This is a genomic window from Roseateles sp. NT4 (genome assembly GCF_051857475.1).
Classification (GTDB): domain Bacteria; phylum Pseudomonadota; class Gammaproteobacteria; order Burkholderiales; family Burkholderiaceae_C; genus Pelomonas.
The window spans coordinates 555,756-576,877 of record NZ_JBPZGZ010000002.1 but is presented as its reverse complement, the minus strand read 5'-3'; the positions used below and the strand labels follow the sequence as shown (position 1 = coordinate 576,877).

18 protein-coding genes are annotated in these 21,122 nt (G+C 68.7%); 5 read left to right on the top strand and 13 right to left on the bottom strand.

Annotated features, from left to right (window positions below; genetic code table 11):
* Positions 1-39: 39 nt before the first annotated feature.
* Complete coding sequence (locus ACS5PN_RS12280; protein WP_439464239.1) at positions 40-2,010, bottom strand: alpha/beta hydrolase family protein; 1,971 nt, start codon at positions 2,008-2,010, stop codon at positions 40-42.
* A 148-nt stretch (positions 2,011-2,158) separates the two neighbouring features.
* Positions 2,159-4,141: an alpha/beta hydrolase family protein gene (locus ACS5PN_RS12275; RefSeq protein WP_439464238.1), complete on the bottom strand. Its 1,983-nt coding sequence runs from the start codon at positions 4,139-4,141 to the stop codon at positions 2,159-2,161.
* Positions 4,142-4,218: 77 nt separating this feature from the next.
* Here ACS5PN_RS12275 and uvrA point away from each other — a divergent pair, with 77 nt between their 5' ends.
* Positions 4,219-7,104 (top strand): excinuclease ABC subunit UvrA, encoded by a 2,886-nt coding sequence (uvrA, locus tag ACS5PN_RS12270; RefSeq protein ID WP_439464237.1) that lies wholly within the window; start codon positions 4,219-4,221, stop codon positions 7,102-7,104.
* Between the two features lie 156 nt (positions 7,105-7,260).
* Here uvrA and ACS5PN_RS12265 read toward each other — a convergent pair whose 3' ends face one another.
* Positions 7,261-8,040 carry an MHFG family PEP-CTERM protein gene (locus tag ACS5PN_RS12265; RefSeq protein WP_439464236.1) on the bottom strand — a complete coding sequence of 260 codons (780 nt, stop codon included), beginning with the start codon at positions 8,038-8,040 and terminating at the stop codon, positions 7,261-7,263.
* Between the two features lie 217 nt (positions 8,041-8,257).
* Here ACS5PN_RS12265 and ACS5PN_RS12260 point away from each other — a divergent pair, with 217 nt between their 5' ends.
* Positions 8,258-8,650: a response regulator gene (locus ACS5PN_RS12260; protein WP_439464235.1), complete on the top strand. Its 393-nt coding sequence runs from the start codon at positions 8,258-8,260 to the stop codon at positions 8,648-8,650.
* Positions 8,651-8,800: 150 nt separating this feature from the next.
* On the opposite strand, the gene ACS5PN_RS12255 is transcribed toward ACS5PN_RS12260, so the two are convergent.
* The 7 genes from ACS5PN_RS12255 to ACS5PN_RS12225 form a co-directional block, all read right to left on the bottom strand.
* Positions 8,801-9,235 carry an SWIB/MDM2 domain-containing protein gene (locus ACS5PN_RS12255; protein ID WP_439464234.1) on the bottom strand — a complete coding sequence of 145 codons (435 nt, stop codon included), beginning with the start codon at positions 9,233-9,235 and terminating at the stop codon, positions 8,801-8,803.
* A gap of 298 nt (positions 9,236-9,533) precedes the next feature.
* Positions 9,534-10,079: a cytochrome b/b6 domain-containing protein gene (locus tag ACS5PN_RS12250; protein ID WP_439464233.1), complete on the bottom strand. Its 546-nt coding sequence runs from the start codon at positions 10,077-10,079 to the stop codon at positions 9,534-9,536.
* Between the two features lie 6 nt (positions 10,080-10,085).
* Positions 10,086-10,370 (bottom strand): PepSY domain-containing protein, encoded by a 285-nt coding sequence (locus ACS5PN_RS12245; RefSeq protein WP_439464232.1) that lies wholly within the window; start codon positions 10,368-10,370, stop codon positions 10,086-10,088.
* A gap of 10 nt (positions 10,371-10,380) precedes the next feature.
* On the bottom strand, positions 10,381-11,523 hold the full coding sequence (locus ACS5PN_RS12240; protein ID WP_439464231.1) for an alpha-hydroxy acid oxidase: 1,143 nt from the start codon (positions 11,521-11,523) through the stop codon (positions 10,381-10,383).
* Positions 11,508-12,191, bottom strand: a complete 684-nt coding sequence (locus ACS5PN_RS12235) for a Fe2+-dependent dioxygenase (protein ID WP_439464230.1) — start codon at positions 12,189-12,191, stop codon at positions 11,508-11,510. The genes ACS5PN_RS12240 and ACS5PN_RS12235 overlap by 16 nt, the downstream gene beginning before the upstream one ends.
* Before the next feature lie 23 nt (positions 12,192-12,214).
* Complete coding sequence (locus ACS5PN_RS12230; protein ID WP_439464229.1) at positions 12,215-14,473, bottom strand: TonB-dependent receptor; 2,259 nt, start codon at positions 14,471-14,473, stop codon at positions 12,215-12,217.
* Between the two features lie 98 nt (positions 14,474-14,571).
* On the bottom strand, positions 14,572-15,345 hold the full coding sequence (locus ACS5PN_RS12225) for an energy transducer TonB (protein ID WP_439464228.1): 774 nt from the start codon (positions 15,343-15,345) through the stop codon (positions 14,572-14,574).
* 127 nt (positions 15,346-15,472) lie between these two features.
* Between ACS5PN_RS12225 and ACS5PN_RS12220 the strand changes: the two genes are divergently transcribed.
* Complete coding sequence (locus ACS5PN_RS12220; protein ID WP_439464227.1) at positions 15,473-15,829, top strand: phage holin family protein; 357 nt, start codon at positions 15,473-15,475, stop codon at positions 15,827-15,829.
* Here the strand turns inward: ACS5PN_RS12220 and ACS5PN_RS12215 are convergent.
* Positions 15,826-16,455 carry a TetR/AcrR family transcriptional regulator gene (locus ACS5PN_RS12215; RefSeq protein WP_439464226.1) on the bottom strand — a complete coding sequence of 210 codons (630 nt, stop codon included), beginning with the start codon at positions 16,453-16,455 and terminating at the stop codon, positions 15,826-15,828. The two genes, ACS5PN_RS12220 and ACS5PN_RS12215, sit on opposite strands and share 4 nt — an antisense overlap.
* 69 nt (positions 16,456-16,524) lie before the next feature.
* Here ACS5PN_RS12215 and ACS5PN_RS12210 point away from each other — a divergent pair, with 69 nt between their 5' ends.
* Positions 16,525-17,157 (top strand): glutathione binding-like protein, encoded by a 633-nt coding sequence (locus tag ACS5PN_RS12210; RefSeq protein ID WP_439464225.1) that lies wholly within the window; start codon positions 16,525-16,527, stop codon positions 17,155-17,157.
* Between the two features lies 1 nt (position 17,158).
* On the opposite strand, the gene ACS5PN_RS12205 is transcribed toward ACS5PN_RS12210, so the two are convergent.
* Positions 17,159-18,760: a M48 family metalloprotease gene (locus tag ACS5PN_RS12205; protein WP_439464224.1), complete on the bottom strand. Its 1,602-nt coding sequence runs from the start codon at positions 18,758-18,760 to the stop codon at positions 17,159-17,161.
* Positions 18,761-18,914: 154 nt separating this feature from the next.
* Between ACS5PN_RS12205 and moaC the strand changes: the two genes are divergently transcribed.
* Positions 18,915-19,406 (top strand): cyclic pyranopterin monophosphate synthase MoaC, encoded by a 492-nt coding sequence (gene moaC, locus ACS5PN_RS12200; RefSeq protein WP_439464223.1) that lies wholly within the window; start codon positions 18,915-18,917, stop codon positions 19,404-19,406.
* On the opposite strand, the gene ACS5PN_RS12195 is transcribed toward moaC, so the two are convergent.
* The gene (locus tag ACS5PN_RS12195) at positions 19,398-21,104 is read right to left on the bottom strand and encodes a Wzy polymerase domain-containing protein (RefSeq protein ID WP_439464222.1); all 1,707 of its coding nucleotides are present in this window, start codon (positions 21,102-21,104) and stop codon (positions 19,398-19,400) included. The genes moaC and ACS5PN_RS12195 overlap by 9 nt on opposite strands.
* Between the last annotated feature and the right edge of the window lie 18 nt (positions 21,105-21,122).

Here is a 21,122-nt window from a genome sequence, read left to right as displayed (position 1 = left end):
AGACGCGGGCCGCGAGCTGCATGCGGCCGCGATGGACGGTCAGTCCTTGGGCGCCAGATGCGTGGCCAGGAAGCGCTCGACCCGGCCCCAGAAGTCTTCGTTGGTCTTGAGCAGGTGCCAGCCATGGCCCTCGTCGGCATAGACGACCCATTCGACGGGCTGGTCATCGCGCAGCGCCGCCTTCAGGTCACGGCCATGCTTGAGCGGCACGCGGACGTCGTCGGTGCCATAGGCCATCAGCAGCGGCAGCTTGATCTCTTTGGCCCGTGCCAGCGGCGACGTCGCAGCCATCTGCTCGGCATCTGTGGCAGGGTCGGCGACGAGCTGGGCCATGCCATAGCGCTTCCACTCCTCGGAGAAGTCGCTCCAGTGGATGCTGGACATCAGGCCGATATCGGTCACGCCCACCCAGTCGATCGCGCACTTGAAGCTGCTGGCCTGCTTCATGGCGGCCATCAGTGCCGCGTAGCCGCCGTAGCTGGCGCCGGCGATGCAGGCGCGCTTGGGATCGGCCCAGCCCTGCTTGGCCGCCCAGGCCAGGGTGTCGGCGAGGTCGTCCTGCATGGACAGACCCCATTGCTTCCAGCCGGCCTTGAAGAGGGCGAAGCCGTAGCCGGTGCTGCCGCGGTATTCCGGTTCCAGCACCAGATAGCCGCGGCTGGCCAGGAACTGGGCATTGGCTTCCCATTGCCAATGCGTGCCGCGCACAAAGGGGCCGCCATGCACCAGCACGACGGTGGCGCGTTGGGCGACATTGCCGCCCGCGGGTTGGGTGACGAGGACCGGGATCTCCAGGCCGTCGCGCATCTTGACGCGGTGGTAGTCGCGCTGCCCCATCTCCGCGGGTTTGATCTCGGGGCGCTGCGCGGACAGCATCTGCAGCTGCTTGTCGGCGGGCTTGTAGATCAGGTAGACCGGCGGGCGCTGGTCGGAGTAGGCCGTGACCAGCAGGTATTGCGAGGTGGAGCAGCGGCCGCAGGAGATGCGATTGACCGAGCCCGGCAGCTTGGCGTCGATGTCGGCCTGGTGGGCTTTCATCGCGGAGTCGAACCACACCGTGCCGGGCGCGTCGGTCTGGTAGTGGATGCCCAGCAGGCGGCGGGTGGCCGAGTCGTACTCGACGTGGCCGTTGAAATCGAAGCCGGCGAAGCTGACCAAAGGCTTGTCTTCCCGTTTCAGCGTGACCGGATCGAGCTTGAACACGGCCCGGAAGCCCCGCAGGCTGTCCACGACGAGGATCTGCCCGTCGGGCCCGAACCATTCGGGCTCTATGGTCTGGTCGTCGCCGTAGGCGGGCTGGTCCTGCCAGAGGCGCCAGTTCTCGCCTTCGCGCAGCCAGGTCTTGTGGCGCCCTTGCAGCCAGGTCTCGACGCTGCGCAGTTCGCCGCGGGCATCGAGGCGCCAGTTCTTCACGCCATCCGGTTGGCCGTAGCTGAGGCTGCGCTTCTCACCGGTGCGCGAATTCACGCGGGCGAACTGGATGCCGGTGGATTCCTTCTCTTCGGACCACGGCAGGCGGGCCACCAGCACGTCATCGCCTTGGTCGTCGAACGTGCCGGCGAAGCGCCAGTTCAGCTCCAGGCGCCGGTCCGTGATGCGGCTGGCGGTGTTGTTGGAGTCCCAGGCGGCCTGGATCAGCTGGCGCTGGTTGCTGCCGTCGCGGTCCACGGCCCACAGACCCGGTGCCGCTACGCGGGTGTTGCCGTCCTGGGAGGTGGAGACCTGGAAGACCAGGCGGTCGTCATTGATCCAGGCGTGGCTGTAGATGTCGGCATTGCCGAAGCCGGCCACGACCTTGTGCGAGCTCAGGTTCTGCAGGTCGATGACGGCCAGCCACAACCGGTCCTCCTTGCCCACCACCTGGACCGCCAGATAGCGGCCGCTGGGGCTGAGCTTGGGCGCCGTGAGGGCCGGCGTCTTGAAGAAGGCCGCGATGGGCGGCAGCGCAGCCTGCGCCGAGGCCGCGCACAGCAGGACGGCCGCGAGAGCGGCTCGGAGGTACTGGATCATTGTTTCTCCCTGATGCCGGTGACGGCGGCCGGATTGTGGTGGCGGGTCGCGGCCCGCCCGCCCGTGAAAACTGCCAGGGCCGCTCATGGGTTACCCGGGTCGACAAGCAGCGGCTCGCGTCCCTCGCCGTCCTCCGCCCGTGGCGTCCTCAGGGTTTGGCGTTGCCGATGTGGCGCCCCAGGAAGCGCTCGACGCGGCCCCAGAAGTCTTCGTTGGTCTTGAGGTTGAACCAGCCGTGGCCTTCGTCCGCGTAGACGACCCATTCCAGGGGCTGGTCGGCGCGCAGCGCGGCCTTCATGTCGGTGCCGTGCTTCAGGGGTACGCGGTAGTCCTCGCCGCCGTATGCCATCAGCAGCGGGATTCGGATCTCGCTGGCGCGGGCCAGGGGCGAGGTCTTGCGCATCTGGGCGGCGTCGGTGTCGGGGTCGGCCACCAGGCGCTTCATCCCGTAGTCCTTCCACTCGTCGGACATGTCGCTCCAGTTGATGCTGCTCAACAGGCCGATGTCGGTTACGCCGACCCAGTTGATGGCGCACTTGAACAGGTCGCCCTGCGTGACGGCGCCCATCAGGGCCGCGTAGCCACCATAGCTGGCGCCCATGATGCAGGCGCGCTTGGGGTCGGCCCAGCCTTGCTTGACGGCCCAGGCCAGGGTATCGGCGATGTCGTCCTGCATCGCCAGACCCCATTGCTTCCAGCCGGCCTGGAAATGCTTGAAACCATAGCCGGTGCTGCCGCGGAACTCCGGTTCCAGCACCAGGTAGCCGCGGCTGGCGAGGAACTGTGCATGGGAAGACCATGCCCAGTGAGTGCCGCGCACATAGGGCCCCCCATGCACGAGCACGACGGTGGGCGTGGCCGCCTTCACGCCGCCGGCAGGCTGGGTGACGAGCACGGGCAGTTCCAGCCCGTCGCGGGCCCGGATGCGGTGGTAGTCGCGCTGGCCCATGGCGGCGGGCGGCAGATCGGCACGCGTGCCGGCCAGGGGCTGCAATTCCTTGTCGGCCGGCTTGTACAGGTAGTACAGCGGCGGACGCTTGTCGGACAGCGCGGTGACGACCAGATGGCTGGCCTCCAGGCAACGCAGGCACTCGATGAGGTTGACGCTGCCGGGCAGGCGGGCGTCGATGTCAGCCTGGCGGGCCTGCATGGTCTTGTCCAGCCATACCGTGCCGGGCGCGTCGGTCTCGAAACGTACGCCCAGCAGGCGCCCACTGCCGGGTTCGGTAATGACACGACCGGTGAAGTCGTAGCCCGGTGTGGAGATCAGCGGTTCGCCATCGGCGCGACCGCTATCGGGGTCGAGGCGGAAGACGGTGTCGTAGCCGCCGTAGCCCTGCTCCCCCAGCATCAGGCCGTCCGGGCCGAGCCAGGTCGGAAAGGGACGCTTGCGGGCCTCGGGGTCGTCGTCGTACCAGAACTGCCAGCGACCGGCCTCATCGCGGCGGAACAGCCGGCTGCGGCCCTGGTTCTGGGTTTCGAGGATGCGCGGCTGGCCGCGCCAGTCGAGCAGCCAGTGGATCGTGTGGTCGGGAATGCCTTCGCTGAGCGTGCGGCTGAGGCCGGTCTTGGTGTCCAGGCGCGCCAGCTGTACGCCCGTGGCCTCGCGCTCCCCGTATCGGCGCCGGCGCAGCACGATCACCTCGGTGCCGTCCAGCGTCGGCGGTACGCTGTGCAGCACCCAGTTAGCGTCCAGCCGGCGGTCGTTGATCAGCGTGGCATTGGTGAGGAGGCGGCTGCCGGTCCTGATCAGCGGGCGCAGATTGCTGCCGTCCCGGTCCACGCCCCACAGCCCCTGCCCATAGACGCGCGTGGTGCCGTCTGGCGAGTCGGAAATGTCGAACACCAGGCGGTCTTCGCCGATCCAGTGGTGCGTCGAGATGTCGGCATCGTTGAAACCCGCGATGAACTTCGGCGCCTGCAGGTTCTGCAGGTCCAGCACCGCCAGCCAGATGCGGTCGTCCTTGCCAGCGGCCTGAATGGCGAGATAGCGGCCGCTGGGGCTGAGCTTGGGCGCCCGGGCCGCCGGGCGCTTGAAGAAAGCCGAGATGGGCGGCGGTTCGGCCGCCGCCGGCATGGCAGCCAGGACGACGCCGAGGGCGATGGCGAACGTTCCGATCAATGTCCTCATCGGGACCTCCCTGTCGGTGTTTGGACGCGTCGCATTGTGGCGACCTATCATGGCCGGTTCGCTCGTGAAAACTCCCCATGTCGTCCCCTGAGTCGAAATTCATCCGCGTGCGCGGCGCGCGCACCCACAACCTGAAGAACATCGACGTCGACCTGCCGCGGCACGCGCTGGTCGTCATCACGGGGCTGTCCGGCTCGGGCAAGTCGTCGCTCGCCTTCGACACCCTGTACGCCGAGGGCCAGCGGCGTTATGTGGAGAGCCTGTCCAGCTACGCGCGGCAGTTCCTGCAGCTGATGGACAAGCCCGATGTGGACATCATCGAGGGCCTGTCGCCCGCGATTTCCATCGAACAGAAGGCAACGTCGCACAACCCGCGCTCCACGGTCGGCACCGTCACCGAGATCCATGACTATCTGCGCCTGCTCTACGCCCGCGCCGGCACGCCCTTCTGCCCCGACCATGACCTGCCGCTGGAGGCGCAGTCGGTCAGCCAGATGGTGGACGCGGTGCTGGCCATGGCCGACGAATCCAAGCTGATGCTGCTGGCGCCGGTCGTGCGCGACCGCAAGGGCGAGTTCGTCGAGCTCTTCCAGGACCTGCAGGCCCAGGGCTATGTGCGCTTCCGTGTCGACGGCGCGACGGTGGAGGCGCCCGACGTCCCGGCGCTGAAGAAGGCCGAGAAGCACGACATCGACGTCGTCATCGACCGCATCAAGCTGCGCCACGACGCTGCCGACAGCCTGCGCCAGCGCCTGGCCGAGAGCTTCGAGGCGGCGCTGCGCCTGGCCGACGGGCGGGCGCTGGTGATGAACATGGACTCGAACGAGACCACGCTCTTCTCCAGCAAGTTCGCCTGCCCGGTCTGCTCCTACTCGCTGCCCGAGCTGGAGCCGCGGCTGTTCTCCTTCAACTCGCCGGTGGGCGCCTGCCCCAGCTGCGAGGGCCTGGGCCAGGTGACGGTGTTTGACGCCGACCGTGTCGTCGCCTTCCCGACGCTGTCGCTGGCCAGCGGCGCGGTGAAGGGCTGGGACCGCCGCAACCCCTACACCTTCTCGCTGCTGGAGTCGGTGGCGGCCCACTACAAATTCGACGTTGAGACCCCGTGGGAGAACCTGCCGCCGACGGCGCAGGAGGTGCTGCTGCGCGGCTCAGGCGCCGAGGACATCAGCTTCGTCTACCAGGCCGAGACGGCTTCGGGCAAGAAACGCTCGGTGAAGCGCCAGCATCCCTTCGAGGGCATCCTGCCCAATCTGCAGCGGCGCTACAAGGAGACCGATTCGGCCGCGGTGCGTGAGGACCTGGCCCGCTACATGGCGGCCAAGCCCTGCCCCAGCTGCGAGGGCTCACGGCTGCGGCGCGAGGCCCGCAACGTGGTGCTGCAGCCGGCCGATGCGCCCGCGGGCGTGCGCGGGCGGCCCATCTTCGAGGTCGAGCATTCGACGCTGCGCGAGTGCCTGGACTATTTCGAAGGGCTGAAGCTCAAGGGCAACAAGGCCGAGATCGGCGACAAGGTCATCCGCGAGATCGCCTCGCGGCTGCGCTTCCTGAACGACGTCGGCCTGAACTACCTGAGCCTGGACCGCAGTGCCGAGACCCTGTCCGGCGGCGAGGCCCAGCGCATCCGGCTGGCTTCCCAGATCGGCTCCGGCCTGACCGGCGTCATGTATGTGCTGGACGAGCCCAGCATCGGCCTGCACCAGCGCGACAACGACCGCCTGATCGCGACGCTGCGCCGGCTGCGCGACCTCGGCAATTCGGTGTTGGTGGTGGAGCACGACGAGGACGCCATCCGTGCCGCCGATTGGGTGCTGGACCTCGGCCCCGGCGCCGGCGCGCATGGCGGCCAGGTCATGGCGCAGGGCACGCCCGACGAGGTGGCGGCCAATCCGAATTCATTGACGGGCCAGTACCTCAGCGGCGCGGCCCGCATCGAGGTGCCCGCCGAGCGTCACAAGCCGACGGCCGAGCCCATGCGCATCGTCAATGCGCGCGGCAACAACCTCAAGGGCGTGACGGTCGAGATCCCGGTGGGCCTCTTCACCTGCGTGACCGGCGTGTCCGGCTCGGGCAAGAGCACCCTGGTCAACGACACGCTGTACACGGCCGTCGCCAAGAAGCTCTACCAGAGCCATGCCGACCCGGCGGAGCACGACACCATCGAGGGCCTGGACGCCTTCGACAAGGTCATCAACGTCGACCAGTCGCCCATCGGGCGCACGCCGCGCTCCAACCCGGCCACCTACACCGGCCTGTTCACGCCCATCCGCGAGCTGTTCGCCGAAATGCCGACGGCTCGCGAGCGCGGCTACGGTGCCGGCCGCTTCAGCTTCAACGTCGCCGGTGGCCGCTGCGAGGCCTGCCAGGGCGACGGCGTGCTGAAGGTGGAGATGCACTTCCTGCCCGACGTCTATGTGCCCTGCGACGTCTGCCAGGGCCGGCGCTACAACCGCGAGACGCTGGAGGTGCTCTACAAGGGCAAGAACATCACCCAGGTGCTGAACATGACGGTGGAGGACGCCTTCGAGCTGTTCAACGCCGTGCCGACGCTGGCCCGCAAGCTGCAGACGCTGCTGGACGTGGGCCTGGGCTATGTGAAGCTGGGCCAGAGCGCAACGACGCTGTCTGGCGGCGAGGCCCAGCGCGTCAAGCTGGCGCTGGAGCTATCCAAGCGCGACACCGGCCGGACGCTCTACATCCTGGATGAGCCGACCACCGGCCTGCACTTCGCCGACATCGCCCTGTTGATGAAGGTGCTGCACCAGCTGCGCGACGCCGGCAACACCATCGTCGTCATCGAGCACAACCTGGACGTCATCAAGACGGCCGACTGGCTCATCGACATGGGGCCGGAAGGCGGCGCGGGCGGCGGCACCCTGCTGGTGGCTGGCACGCCCGAGGACGTGGCGGCCTGCGAGGCCAGCCACACGGGGCGCTATCTGGCGCCCTTGCTGCGCAAGCGCTGATGGGCTTGAGGTATCTGCGGGCCGAGCGCCGGGCCGCTCCCTAGCCGGCCCGCCCATGGCGATGTGCTTGCCGGTCGAACCGGCAAGCATCGCCGTCCCCTCGGGGGACCGACCAGGCTTGCCGGCGTTCAGCCGGCGCAGGAATGGGCGAGGGGCTCAGCGTTTTTGACGGGCGCGGAAGATCACCACGAGCAGGCCCAGGGCGATCATGGCCCAGGTGCCGGGTTCGGGAACGGCCGGCGTGGGGCCGGGCAGATCGCCCGAAGGGCCGCCGCCGGGCCTGGGCACCGTGCCGGGCGGCAGGTTGGGCAGGCCGCCCCCGATGAGGCTGGGGCCGCGGCTGCCGCCGCTCGGGCTGGGCAGGCTGGCCAGCGTCGGCACGCCGGATGTGCTGGCAAAGCTGTCGGGCGCCGCTGCAGCAGCGGTCGGGCCGGCGGCCGGGGCTTCGAATTCCAGCGGCATGGCTTCCTCGCCCTCGCGGGTCGACGAGGCGACGTTGGCGGCGCGGGCCGGCGCCACGGCCGTCGGCTTGTCCAGGCGGCGGATGCGGCTGACGTTGCGGCAGACGGTGGGCACCAGGATGCACTGGCCGTCCTCGCAATAGACCAGGCCACGCTCCTGCGTCGTGGCCGTCCACTTGGTGCGCGTGACGGTGCGGCAGACGGCGCCGGGACCGAAGTGCATGTCGCGGATCTCGGGGGCGTAGGTCGCCTTGCCGGTGATGCCGTCGCGCTCGATGACGGCGATGTCGTCATAGCTGCGAGCCTTCATGCGGGCCTTGAGCTTTTCGCGTGTGGCCGCCGGGATGTCCTGATAGCGGTCGACGGCCGCGACCACGTCACCCATGAACGGGTTGACGCCGGGGCGGTCCCAACTGCACTGGGGCAGCGTGGAGCCGGCGGAAACGGCGAGTGCGAGGGTAGCGATCAGGGACATTTCAGGGCCCAGAAAAGGGTCGCGCCCGAATCAGGGCGCATGACCTACATACTAGGGATTCCAAGGGTTTTTCCGCGTTGAAGACCCCCGGAGATGAGGTGTGAGCCCAGTGCGATAAGTCACGCAAAACGGTGAAAACGATTGCCAACGACGCTTGGCCGGCCAGAGGCGCCATTGCTGCTATCGTGCCCACCGCTTCCTGCAGCCCCCATCCGCCATGACTGACCGCGCCGCGCCGCTGGTGCTTTACGTCGAAGACGACCGCATCCACCTGATCCTGATGGAGGAGGTGTTCCGGCTGCTGTCGGGTTGGGAGCTGCGCATGGCCGAAACGGGGGCCGAGGCGCTGCAGGCCCTGGCGGAGCGGCCACCGGCCCTGGTGCTGGTGGACATGCATCTGCCCGACATGACGGGCCTGGAACTGCGCGAGCGCGTGGCCGCCGATGCCGGCCTGGCTGCCGCGCTTTCGGACACGCGCTGGGTCGCGCTGTCGGCCGACAACCCGGGCGCCGTCGTGCGCGCCGCTCGCGCCGCGGGCTTTGACGACTACTGGCTCAAGCCCATCGACGTGCCGGTGCTGGAGGCCGGGCTGCGCAAGCTGCTCGGCTGAGCTGTGAGCCCCTCGCCCATTCCGGCCTGCTGAACGCGGGTCGGCTAGGGAGCGGCCCGGCGCTCGGTTCGCGACTCTGAGCTACGGACGAAAAAAAGCCCGGCAGAACCGGGCTTGCGTTGACGAGGCCGCGGCAAGCGCGGCGTCGCTTCACTTCAGGTGGCTGTTGATCAGCTTGGTCATCTCGAACATGTCGGCCTTGGCCTTGCCGAAGATTTCCTTCAGCTTGGCGTCGGCGTTGATGACGCGCTTCTGCAGCTCATCCTGCAGCTTGTTCTTCTTGATGTATTCCCAGACCTTCTTGGTCACGTCGGTGCGGGGCAGCGGGGCTGCGCCGACGATGGCGGCCAGAGCCGCGCTGGGGGTCAGTGCCTTCATGAAGGCGGCGTTCGGCGTGCGCTTCTTGGCGGGTGCCGCGGCCTTCTTGGCCGGAGCTGCCTTCTTCGCAGGAGCAGCGGCCTTCTTGGCCGGAGCTGCCTTCTTTGCAGCAGGCGCCTTCGCGGGCGCTGCCTTCTTCGCCGGTGCAGCCTTCTTTGCCGGTGCCGCCGCCTTCTTCGCGGGCGCGGCCTTCTTCGCAGTTGCCATGTCGATTCACTCCATCAAAGGTTGTTGATGTGCCGGGTCCGGGTGAAGGCCGCGTAAGCCTTCAATACTCTCTAGCACCCTGCGGCGGCGATGGTACTGCGCTCCCCAGGGGAAGAGAAGCTTTTCATAGAGGGGATGACCCGCAGAGGCCCATGAAATCGGGCCTTTGAGGCCCTGCTTGTCGCGAGGCCGCATCACTTGGGCCTTCGCGAGGCTTGCAATCGCTGGTGCACCCTTCGGCCTGCGGCCTGTCCCGCCAGGCGGGAGCGAGCTTGTTTGGGGCGGCCCGGCACTGCGCTCAGCCCACATCGTCGCCTTCGGGAGCGCGCTTCATGCCGCTGAGCATCGCGCCGACGAGGTTCTCGCGATGCCGCCAACTCGTCACGACAACGCCGCCGAGATGGCCGATGACAAGGGTCGCGATGCCCCAGGCCAGCCAGGCATGCAGGTCGGACAGCCACTCGTAGCCCCACAGCCAATCGGTGGTGTAGAGCCATCCGGTCAGCGACAGCGCCGCGGCCGTGGACCACAGCGCCAGCACCATCCAACCGCCCAGCGGGTTATGGCCGATGTAGCGAGGCTCATGGCCGGCGCGCATGGTGCGGGCGTAGGCGAGCACGGCACGCGGGCCGCGCACGAACTGCGCGAGGCGCGCATAGCGGCCGCCGGCGACGCCCCAGATCAGTCGCAGCACCACCGCGGCGCCGGCCACATAGCCCGCGGTGTGGTGCCAGGCATCGAAGTGGCTGGGCGGCCAGTGGCCGCTGATCCAGCAGGTGGCGACCGCGGCGGCCAGCGTCCAGTGCAGCAGGCGGACGAGGCCGTCCCAGACGCGGATGCGCATGCCGGCTTACTTCTTGTCGGCCGGCTGCTCGCCTTCGGGGTAGACGCGCTCGAAGGTCTTGGGGTGGAAGAAGGCCTCGGCCTTGGCACCCTTGTCGTCGAAGCCGTAGACCTCGTAGCAGCCGTTGTAGTTCTGGACCTTGCGGACCTTCCAGCCTTCGCCTTCGAGCTTCTTCTGCAGCTCCATCTGCGGCTTCTTCTCTTCCTTGGGCACCACGGGGCAGGAGACGTTGCCGTGGGCGAAGGCGGCGGAGGCGGTGAAAGCGAGGAGGAGGGGGGCGAGGAATTTCATGATGAGTCCTTCAACGGGGGGCGAAAGAAGAGGTGCCGGGCCAGAGCAGCGCCGGGCCGGCGTCGGCGAGGGTCTTGCAGCCCGAAAGCGCCATCGCGATCTCGAGTTCGTCGCGCAGCAGGCGCAGCGCGTGGGCTACGCCCAGGGCGCCGCTGGCGGCGAGGGCGTGCACGTAGGGGCGGCCGAGCAGCACGGCGTTGGCGCCCAGGGCCATGGCCTTGAGCACGTCGGTGCCGCGGCGGATGCCGCCATCGACGAGCAGGGGCACATCGGGGCCGAGCGCGGCGCGCAGCGGTGGCAGCAGCTCGGCGGTGGCGGGCAGCGTGTCCAGCGCGCGGCCACCATGGTTGGTGACGATGAAGCCGCTGACGCCGCGGGCCAGAGCCTCACGCGCGTCGTCGGCATGGGTGACGCCCTTGAGCAGCAGCGGCAGCTTGCTCTCAGAACGCAGCCAGTCGATCTCGCGCCAGGTGGCGGCGCGCGGCATCAGGCCGTCGAAGAGGGCGCTCTGGCCGGGCTGCAGGTCCAGCGGCTTCTTGACGCCGCCGAGGTTGACCGCGCGGATGTCGTCGGGCAGCTTGAAGCCGATGCGGCGCTCGCGATCCCGCGCGCCATGCACGGGCGCGTCGACGGTCAGCACCAGGGCCTGGTAGCCGGCGGCCGCTATGCGCTTCAGCAGCGCACGCATGAAATCGCGGTCGTCGCGCCAGTAGAGTTGGAACCACAGCGGGCCGGCCGCGGCGTCGGTGAGCATGGGCGCTGCAACGGCTTCCATGTCGACGCTGGCCTGCGCGCTGAGGACGAGGCCGGCCTCCTGGGCCGCCGCGGCGTGGGCGATGGCCAGCTCGCCGTCGGCATGGAAGAGACGCTGGTAGGCGATGGGAGCCAGCAGGATGGGGTGGCGCAGCTCGCGGCCGATCAGGGTCACGCGGGTATGGCCGCCGGCGAGGTCGCGCAGCACGCGGGGCTGCAGCCGGATGGCATCCCAGGCCTCGCGGTTGGCGCGCAGCGTCAATTCGTCGGCGGCACCGCCATTCAGGTAGGCCCAGGCGGCTTCGGTCACGCGCGCCTTGGCGGGCGCTTCGAAGTCGGCCAGATTGGCCAGGCCGTCGGGAAGGGCCTCGATGGCCGGCGCGCTCACGTGTCGGCCCACATGCGCAGGAGGTTGTGATACGTGCCCGTCAGCTGAACGAGTTCGGGCGTTTCGCCGAGTTCGCCGCGCAGCTGCATCAGGCTCATGTCCATCTCGTACAGCAGACGGCGTTGCTCGTCCGAGCGCACCATGCTCTCGATCCAGAAGAAGCTGGCCAGGCGGGTGCCGCGGATGACGGGCTCGACGCGGTGCACGCTGCTGCCGGGGTAGACGACGAGGTCGCCGGCCGCGAGCTTGACGCGCTGCTCGCCGAAGGTGTCGGCGATGACGAGGTCGCCGCCGTCATAGTCGGCCGGCTCGCTCAGGAAAAGGGTGCAGGAGATGTCGGTGCGCACGCGCTGCACGCCGCCGGGCAGGTAGCGCACGGCCTGGTCGACATGGCTGCCGTAGGCGTTGGCGGCGCCGCTGTAACGGTTGAACAGCGGCGGCAGCACGCGCTTCGGGAGCGTCGCCGAGAAGAACGGCGGGTGCTTCTCCAGCGCCTGCAGCACCAGGGCCTGCAGCTCGCGGTGCTGTTCGCTGCCGGGTTGCAGTTGTTCGTTGTTCTTGACCTGCGCAGCCTGGCGGCCGGCGGTCGAGCGGCCGTCGGCCCAGGGGGCGATGGCCAGCAGTTCGCGGGCCCGGGCCACGCCGGCAGCATCGAGGATCTGGGGGATCTTCAGCAGCATGGCGTGGCGCGGGCCTTTCTCGGTCAGAACTTGTAGGTGCCCGTCAGCGCGACGATGCGGCCCTTGCCCGGCACGTAGTGGCCCGTGTAGAGGGTGTCGGCGTAGAGCTTGTTGGTCACATTGTCGACGTTGAGGCGGAACAGCAGCTCGTCTTCGATGACCGTGTATTCGGCCATCAGGTTGCCGACGATGAACTTGGGCGCGTAGAAGCCCGGGTTGCGGTTGGGCTGCTGGCCGCTGCGGGCGTTGAAGCCGCCGCCGACACGCCATTGCGGCGTGATCTTGTAGGTCGTCCACAGGCTGCCGGAGTAGCGCGGCGTCAGTGACGGACGCGTGCCCTGGCCTTCCGCGCCTTCGGCGCCGATGTCGATGTTGGCCGTCGGCATCCAGGTGAAGGTGCCGAAGATTTCCCACTCGGGCGTGATGCGGCCGGTGATGTCGACGTCGATGCCCTGGGCGTGGCGCTTGCCGGACAGCACGGTCAGGTTGCTCAGCGGGTCGGTGTTGCGCTCGTGCAGCTTGGTGGCGCGGAAGATGCCGAAGCGCGTCGTCAGCTTGCCGTCGGCGCTGTCGTACTGGCCGCCGAGTTCGATGTTGACGGACTTCTCGGGCGGGACGTCCGCGTTGGCGGCGCTCAGCGAGTAGGTGTCGCCCGAGGTGTTGAACGACGTCGCGCCCATCAGGTGGAAGGACAGCTGGGCGCTCGGCTGGAACAGCACGGCGGCGCGCTTGCTCCATTCGGAGATGCGCATCGCATAGGGCTGGGTCGTCGTCGGCGACTGGGCATTGTTGGGAATGCTGTAGACGTTGTAGTCGCCGTCGAGCTTGTCGTAGCGCAGGCCGGCCAGCACCTTCCACATCGGGGCGATGGTCACCATGTCCTGCAGATAGGCGCCGTAGCCCTTGGAGACGTAGTCGTTGTTGGTGCGGAAGCTGCGCAGGTCTTCGTTGATGGTGGCGCCGTCATCGGGGCGGCCGATGGTCGTCGTCGGCTTGGTGGGCACCACGCCACCCTGGGCGGCTGAGTAGGCGGCGTAGACCTGTTTCTTCTCCTGCGAGAAGTCCAGGCCGGTCTGCAGGTTGTGGTCCATGCCGGCGGCCTTGAACTTGGCGCTCAGGTCGCTCTGCACGGTGACGGTCTGCATGTCCTGCACCTTGAGCTGGGTGCCGCGGTTGATGACGGTGTTGGGGCCGAAGGTGTCCAGGGCCACGCCGACCTTGGTGGGCTGCTGGGCCGCGGCGGCAAAGCGCACCGTGCCGGCGCGCTGGTCACGCGTGTAGCTGGCGTAGCGGGCCTTGGTGACCAGCTCGATGTCGGGCGTGAAGCGATGGGTGTGCTGGCCCATCACATAGCGGGCCGTGCCCTTGTTGCGATCGCTGTCCATGCCGTAGTAGGCGGTGGGGTCGATCGGCAGCAGCGTCGTCGCGCTCGTCGGGGCGGTCAGCGAGGGCTTGATCCACGGCATGCCGTAGTTCATGCCGTTCTCGTTCTCCAGTGCATAGAGGGTGACGGCGAACTCGTCGTCCTCGCCGATGCCGGTGCGCACCGAGCCCGCCAGGCCGACCTTGTTGATCATGTTGCCGGCGCCGTCGTTGTCGCCGCGGTTGACCATGGTGCCGACGCGCCAGGCCGTCGTCTCGCCGGTGCGGCGGTTGAAGTCGCCCACGGCGCGCAGCTGCGAGTGGCTGCCGGCGGTGATGTTGATCTCGTTCTGGTCGGCCAGCAGGGCCTGCTTGGTGACCTGGTTGACGGCACCGCCGCTGGAGCCGCGGCCGAACATCAGCGCGCCGGAGCCGCGCAGCAGCTCGATCTTGTCGAGGAAGAAGGTGTCGCGGTCGTAGAAGGCCGGGTCGCGCATGCCGTCGATGAAGATGTCACCGGTGCTCTGCAGCGAGATGCCGTGGATCTTGATGTCTTCCTCGCCACCCTCGGCGGCCTGGAAGGTGATGCCGGCGGTGTTCTTCAGCACTTCCTTGACGTTGTCGAGGTTGCGGTCGTCGATGAGCTTCTCGGTGACGATGGTCAGCGATTGGGGAATGTCGCGGAGGTCCTGCTTGCCCTTGCCGATGCGGGTCTCGGTGGCCTGGTAGCCGTCCTTGCCCTGCGGCTCGGCGCTGGCCTTGGCGCGCACCGTCGGCAGCACGCTTTCTTCCTTGGCGGGCGTCTTGGGCGTGGGGGCGGCGGTCTGGGCCAGGGCAGCCGTGGCCAGGCCGAAGCCGGCGGCGAGTGCGCCCAGGGGCAGCAGTGCCGGGGCCTTGTTCGATTTGTTCTTGCGGGACATGGATTTCTCCGGGGGATCGTGGTGAATGGGCATGGCTTTGCCCACGACGGCGCAAAGCGCCGCCCACGGCATGGCTACTCAGGGGGAGGGGGAAGGGATCAGCGGTCGACTTCGTAGGACATCGGTGCGATGACCTCCCACTCGACGGGCTGACCGTTTTCTGTGTACGGCGCGAAGCGGGCGCTGCGCATGTCCAGCAGTGCCTGCTCGTCCAGGCGGGCGAAGCCCGAAGTCTTGGCCAGCGTGATCTCGCGCGGCTGGCCGTGCACATCGACGATGACGCGCAGATGCACGACGCCGGACTCGCGCAGCCGCTTGGACATCAGCGGCACCGTCATACGCGGCTCTTTCAGATAGCGCACGGCGCTGGCCGGGATCTGCTTGATCTGCGGCGCGGGCGGCTGGACGACCGGGAGCACGGGCGTCGGCGAGGTCTGCGCCGGGACGGGGGCCGGCGGCGGCGTGGGAATGGCGGCAAAGACGGGCGACGGCGCGGGCGCGGTGGCCACGGCGATCAGCGGCGGGTCCACCATGGTCAGCGCCGGCACCTTCAGCTGCGGCATCGCGATGGGCGGGGGCGGCAGCGGCTTGGGCGGCTCGGCCGGCGCCACCAGACGCACGACGATGGGGACCACGCGGGCGACCTTGGCGCGCAGGTCCTGCACCTGGCTCAGGCCCCACAGGCCTAGCAGATGCAGCCCGACGATGCCCACCATCACCAGGCGGCGCGTGCCGGACGGACGCGACAGTTCGGCAAAGCTCGGCCGCGGCTCCTTCAGCTGCGGCGGCACCACCACGGCCGGGCGCGAGGGCACGGCGGCGGGCGCGGCAGCGGCCGAATTGGGAGCAACAAAGGCGAGGGCGGGCTTCACAGACAGGTCAGTGCCAGATTCGATTGAAAAATGTTAACACGAATGCGAACAATTCCTATTTGCGGAGTGGCCGCGATGAGGCAGTGATGCGACACCGTCGCGGCTCACGGCCGATATGCTGGCGGCCATGACCAAGGTCCTCGTTCGTTGGCTGCTGCTTGCCGGTGCTCTGCTGCTGGTGGCCCACCTTTATCCCGGCGTCATCGTCAAGAGCTTCACGTCGGCGCTGATCGCGGCCTTCGTGCTGGGCCTGCTGAACACGCTGCTGCGTCCCATCTTGGTGCTGCTGACGCTGCCGGTGACGGTCCTCAGCCTGGGCCTTTTCCTTTTCATCATCAATGCGCTGATGTTCTGGATGGCCGCCACCGTGCTGGACGGTCTGGCCGTGACCGGCTTCGCCGCCGCGCTGATCGGTTCGCTGATCTACAGCCTGTGCGGCATGGTCATCGACGTCGTCATGGAACGCGTATTCCCGGCCGACTAGGCGCAGACCATCTCGACGCCGGCCCTTGCCAGGGCGGCCAGTTCCTGGCGCGCGTCGCCCGCGCGGGCGCGCAGCGCGATCGAATGCAGCACCGCCGAGGCCAGCTGGGCACGGATCGCGACGTCGGTGCGGGCCGGCAATTCGCCTGTCTTCACGGCCTCTCTCAGGCGTTGCTCGAAGGCGGCGTTGAAACCGCGCAGGGAATCACCGAGCTGCTTTCGGATCGCCTCATCGCGCGGTGCCTCGGTGGCCGCGGTGCCGATCAGTAGGCAGCCGCGTGCGGCTTCGCCGGCCGGGTAGTAGAGCTGCAGGGCCAAGTCGTAGACGCGCAGCAGGCCGTCGCGCAGCGAGCAGTCCGCAAACGCCGCGGCGATGCCGGCGTCGGACTGCTCGGTGTACAGGCGCAGCGCCTGCAGATACAGGGCGTGCTTGTCGCCGAAGGCGCCATACAGGCTGGGCCGGTTCAGGCCGGTGGCGGCGCTGAGATCGTCCATCGACGTCGGCGCATAGCCCTGGCGCCAGAAGGCCAGTGTCGCCTGGGCCAGCGTCGCCTCGGTATCGAAGCTGCGCGGCCGACCGCGGGGGCGCGGAGCGGGTTTGGCTTTGTCTTCAGATTTTTGTACCACGATGAATGAAATTCATTGACGACAGTGAATTCTATTCAATACAGTACAAAAACACTGTTGGAGACCGAGATGGAGTTGTTCTTTTCCCCCATGGCCTGTTCGCTGGCGAGCCGCAGCGTGCTGTACGAAGTCGGCGCCGAGGCGCGCTTCACGCAAGTCGACGGCAAGGCCAAGCGCACGCTGGATGGCCGCGACTACTGGCAGATCAACCCCATGGGGCAAGTGCCGGCGCTGCGCACGAACGATGGCTGGGTGCTGACCGAGAACCCGGCCGTGCTGCAGTACCTGGCCGAGGCCTGGCCCGAAGCGGGCCTGTTGCCTGCCGACGCCCAGGCGCGCGCCCGCGTGCGCCAGTGGCTGGGCTTCATCGGCACCGAACTGCACAAGGCCGTTTTCGTGCCGCTGCTGGATCCCAAGGCCAGTGCCGATGTGAAGGCCTATTCGATGGACAAGGCCGCGTTGCGCCTGGGCACGCTGGAGGCGCATCTGCAGCGGCATGAGCACCTCGAAGGCAGCTATGGCATCGCCGACATCTACCTCGCCGTCGTGCTGAACTGGGCGCCCTATGCGGGCGTGGACCTGGAAGCCTGGCCTGCGGTCAAGGCCTATCACCGCCGCATCAACCAGCGCGAGGCCGTGGCGCGTGCGTTGCGCGAGGAGTTTGCGCTGTACCAGGAGGAGCAGCGCCTGCGCGCCGCCTGACTCAGTTGGGCAGCTCGACGTCGGGCGGGATGTAGCGGCCGCGGAACATCTCGCCCAGGATGGACTGGCGCTCGTAGACCAGAGTGCGCAGGCGGGCGTCGATGACCGAGGCCTCGACCTGGTCGGCGTCGGGGCCGCGCGACTGGCGCAGGCCGGAGCGCAGGCGGTCGATGGCGCCGTTGAGGTCGCCCGCGGCTGCCCGGGTTTCGGCCTGGGCGCGCACGGCGCGCAGGGGCTGGCCGAGCTTTTCCCAGACCAGGGAGAGTTCATGCCAGGCCAGCGCGTCGTGGGGCTCCAGGCTGACGTGGGTTTGCAGCGCATCGGCGGCCTCGCGCAAGGCGGGTGCCGACGTGGACGCCGGACCGGAAGCGAGGGCCAGGGCCACGCGCTGCATCAGCATCGGGCGTGACCGCTCGCCCTGCAGCGAGTCCAGCGCGGCAATACCGTCCAGTGGCCGGCCGCGCGCCTCGGCCAGTTCCGCGCGCAGATAGGTCAGCTGCCGGGTGGCGGCCGCGGTCTCGGTGGGACTGGGCTTGATCAGGTGCAGCGTCACCTCGGCGCTGCGCAGCGTGGCCTCGGCGCGGTCGAAGTTGCGCAGCTTGATGGACGCGAGCGCCGCCGCATAGCGGGCACCGAGCTGTTCGTATCCGCCGCTTTCCTTGATGTTGCGCGCGCCGGCGTCGTAGTTCTCCAGCACCTTCCAGGCGTCCACGCGCGGGTCCATCAGCACGCGCGAGCGAGCCGCCATCAGCGCGTGCTCGGCCAGGCCGCGCGGGCGCTCGAACGGCAGCAGCGCGAGCTTGGTGCGGGCGTCGCCGATGCGCTCGCTCGTCAGCGGGTGGGAGCGCAGATACGGGTAGGCGCCGTTGTCCATCAGGTGGTAGGCCTGCTCCATGCGCTCGAACATGCTGACCATGCCGCTGGGCGCGAAGCCGGCCTCGGTCATCACGTTGAAGCCGACGCGGTCGGCCTCGCGTTCCATGTCGCGCGAGAAGTTCAGCGACAGCTGCGTCGCCGCGGCCTGGCCGCCGACGATGCCGGCCTGGGCCATGTCGATATTGCCGCGCGAGGCGGCCAGCACGCCGAGCAGCAGACCGGCGATGGCGACCATGCTGTTCTTGGAGTCGCCGGCGATGCGGCGGGCGATGTGGCGCTGGGTGATGTGGGACAGCTCGTGGGCGAGCACGGAGGCGAGTTCGTCGCGCGACACCGTCATCTGGATCAGGCCGAGGTGCGTGCCGACGAAGCCACCCGGCAGCGCGAAGGCGTTGACGCTGCGGTCGCGCACCAGGAAGGGCTCCCAGGCGAAGCGGGCCTGCGTCTCGTCGCCGATCTGGCCCAGCTTGCGCGCGGCTTTCACGAGCGGGTCCCAGATGCTTTCCAGGTACTCCTGCAGCAGCGGATCCTGGACGTAGTCGGGGTCGATGCGGATCTGGCGCATGACCTGGTCGCCCAGGCGGCGCTCGGCGCCGACGTCGAGATCTTGCGAGACCGAGTCGCCCAACGCCGGCAGATTGACCTGGGCCTGGATGGGGGCGGTGGTGATGAGACAGGCGGCCGCGACCAGGGTCAGCAGGGTGCGGGAGGCGAGAGACTTCTTCATCGAACAGGAACTCCGGCCGGCGATAGCCGGCTGTCTATGATGCCTGCAACTCGGTTTCGTATTTGTTTCCTGAAATGACAACCCCCACGCTCGCGCTGCGAACTGCCACCCGCGGGGCCGCGTCAGCAGCTAAGGGCGGACGGGCGCTACTGCCATGACAACCGCGCTGACCCACTTCGACGCCCAGGGCCAGGCCCATATGGTGGACGTGTCGGCCAAGGCCGAGACCCATCGTGTGGCGGTGGCGGCGGGCGAGATCCGCATGCAGCCCGACACCCTGGCACTGATCGCCAGCGGCACGGCCAAAAAGGGCGATGTGCTGGGTGTGGCGCGCATCGCGGCCATCCAGGGTGCCAAGCGCTGTTCCGACCTGATCCCGTTGTGCCACCCGCTGCCCATCACCCGCGTCAAGGTCGAGTTCGATCTCGATGAGGCGGGCAGCCGCGTGCTGTGCCGTGCCCAGGTCGAGACCCTGGGCCGCACCGGCGTCGAGATGGAAGCGCTGTGTGCCGTGCAGGTCGGGCTGCTCACCATCTACGACATGTGCAAGGCCGCCGACCGCGGCATGGTCATCGACCGCGTGCGCGTGCTGGAGAAGCACGGCGGCAAGTCGGGCGATTGGCAGGCGGACGGCGAATCAGCGTAGTGAGCGCCAGTCGACGACGCCCGATGCCGGCTGGCATTGCGGCATGGCCGGCGCCGAAGCGGCGTCATCGCAGGTAGCGAACCAGTCGTCGCCCGTCGGATTGCGGAACTCGCGCAGGCGATCGGCCAGGAAGCGTGCACCTTCCTTGTCGCCCGTCTGCTCCAGGGATTGCGACCAGTGCATCAGCAGCCGCGCGTCGATCAGGCTGAACGCGGTGCGGCGCGCCGCTTCCAGCGCGCGCGGCCCCGGTGGCTGGCTGGTGGCGGCCGCGTAGTCCGCCTGGTGGCTGAAGAACAGGGAGCGCTGGCCGATGGCGATGCGCTCACTCAAGGGCACGGCGTTCGCGCTCGGCGCGTAGATGGCGACGATGCGGTGGAAGTCCCACAGCGCGAAGAAGCTGCCGGCAATCAGCAGGACGCCCAGGCCGTGCCAGGCCAGCGGGCCGGCCGGCCTGGCGGGCGCGTCCACCGGCAGCGTGAGGCCGAAGGCGAAGCAGGCCGGCAGCAGGAAATAGGCGTACCAGAGCGGGTACTCCAGCAGGCTGTGCAGGGCGATGGTCAGCACGATCATCAGCGCTGCCCGGCGCAGAGGCGTGTCGTCGTCCTCGCGCAGGGCGCCGCGCCAGGCCTTCAACAGCGCCCAGCCCAGCAGGGCCAGCACGGCGCCCGCCCAGGGCAGGCCGAGCTCGACGGCGAGCTGGGACGCGATGTTGTGCGTGTGGTCGAAAAAGGCGATGGGGCGCGTCGGGAAAGGCGTGAGGCTCCACGCGAAATTGAATTCGCCCCAGCCGACGCCGAACAGCGGGTTCGCGAGGGTCAGCGCCCAGGCGTCGCGCAGGATGGCCAGTCGCGACGGCGAGCCGGCGCCCTCGGACAGGCGCGACGCGGCGCCGAAGGCATGACCGCTCTCGGCCGACCACAGCGACATCAGCCACCAGCAGACGCCCAGCATCAGCGGCGTGGCGAGCAGGCTGAGACGCGCGCTGCGCGACAGCTTGCGATCGACGATGCCCCACAGCGCCAGCATCGCGATGCCGATGAAACCCGTGCGCGAGGCGCTGAGGACGACGGCGAAGACGCAGCCGAACAGCAGCGCCGGCAATGCCTGGCGCCAGCCGCGCTTCTCGGTGATGAAGACGGCGGCAACGGCGGCCCACATCATCAGGCTGGCCAGGTGGTTGGGCTGGCGCAGATTGCTGACGGCGCGGCCGGGGATGCCCGAGCGCGCGATGAGGATGCCGTCGGCCAGATCGGGCAGGAAGACCTGCACCAGGCTGACGACGATATTGAGCAGGCCAGCCATCAGCAGGCCCCAGCACAGGGCTTCGGCGGCCTGGCTGCGCAGCTCGCGCGACAGGCCCTGGGCGACCAGCAACGCCGCCAGGCCGGCGCCAACAACGGCTGCGGCGCCGAGGCCCAGGGAGGCAGGCAGCTGGCGCCAGACCACCGAGACCATCGGCGCCGCCAGCAGCAGCGCCAGGGCCAGGGCCGCGGGGCTCTTCAGGCCGGCGCGCCAGCCCGGCGTGAGGTGCGCCCACAGCAGCAGGGCGGCCCCCCACCCGCCGAGTGCGAGCAGCTGGTTGTAGAGCGTGGCCGCCGGCGTCTGGTTGAAGGCCAGCAGCGTGGGCAGGGCAGTGGCCAGGGCGATGCCGACGAAGGCGGGCGTGACCGGGGGGGAAGAAGGTGTCGCGGCAGACATGGGCGCGCATGATGGCAT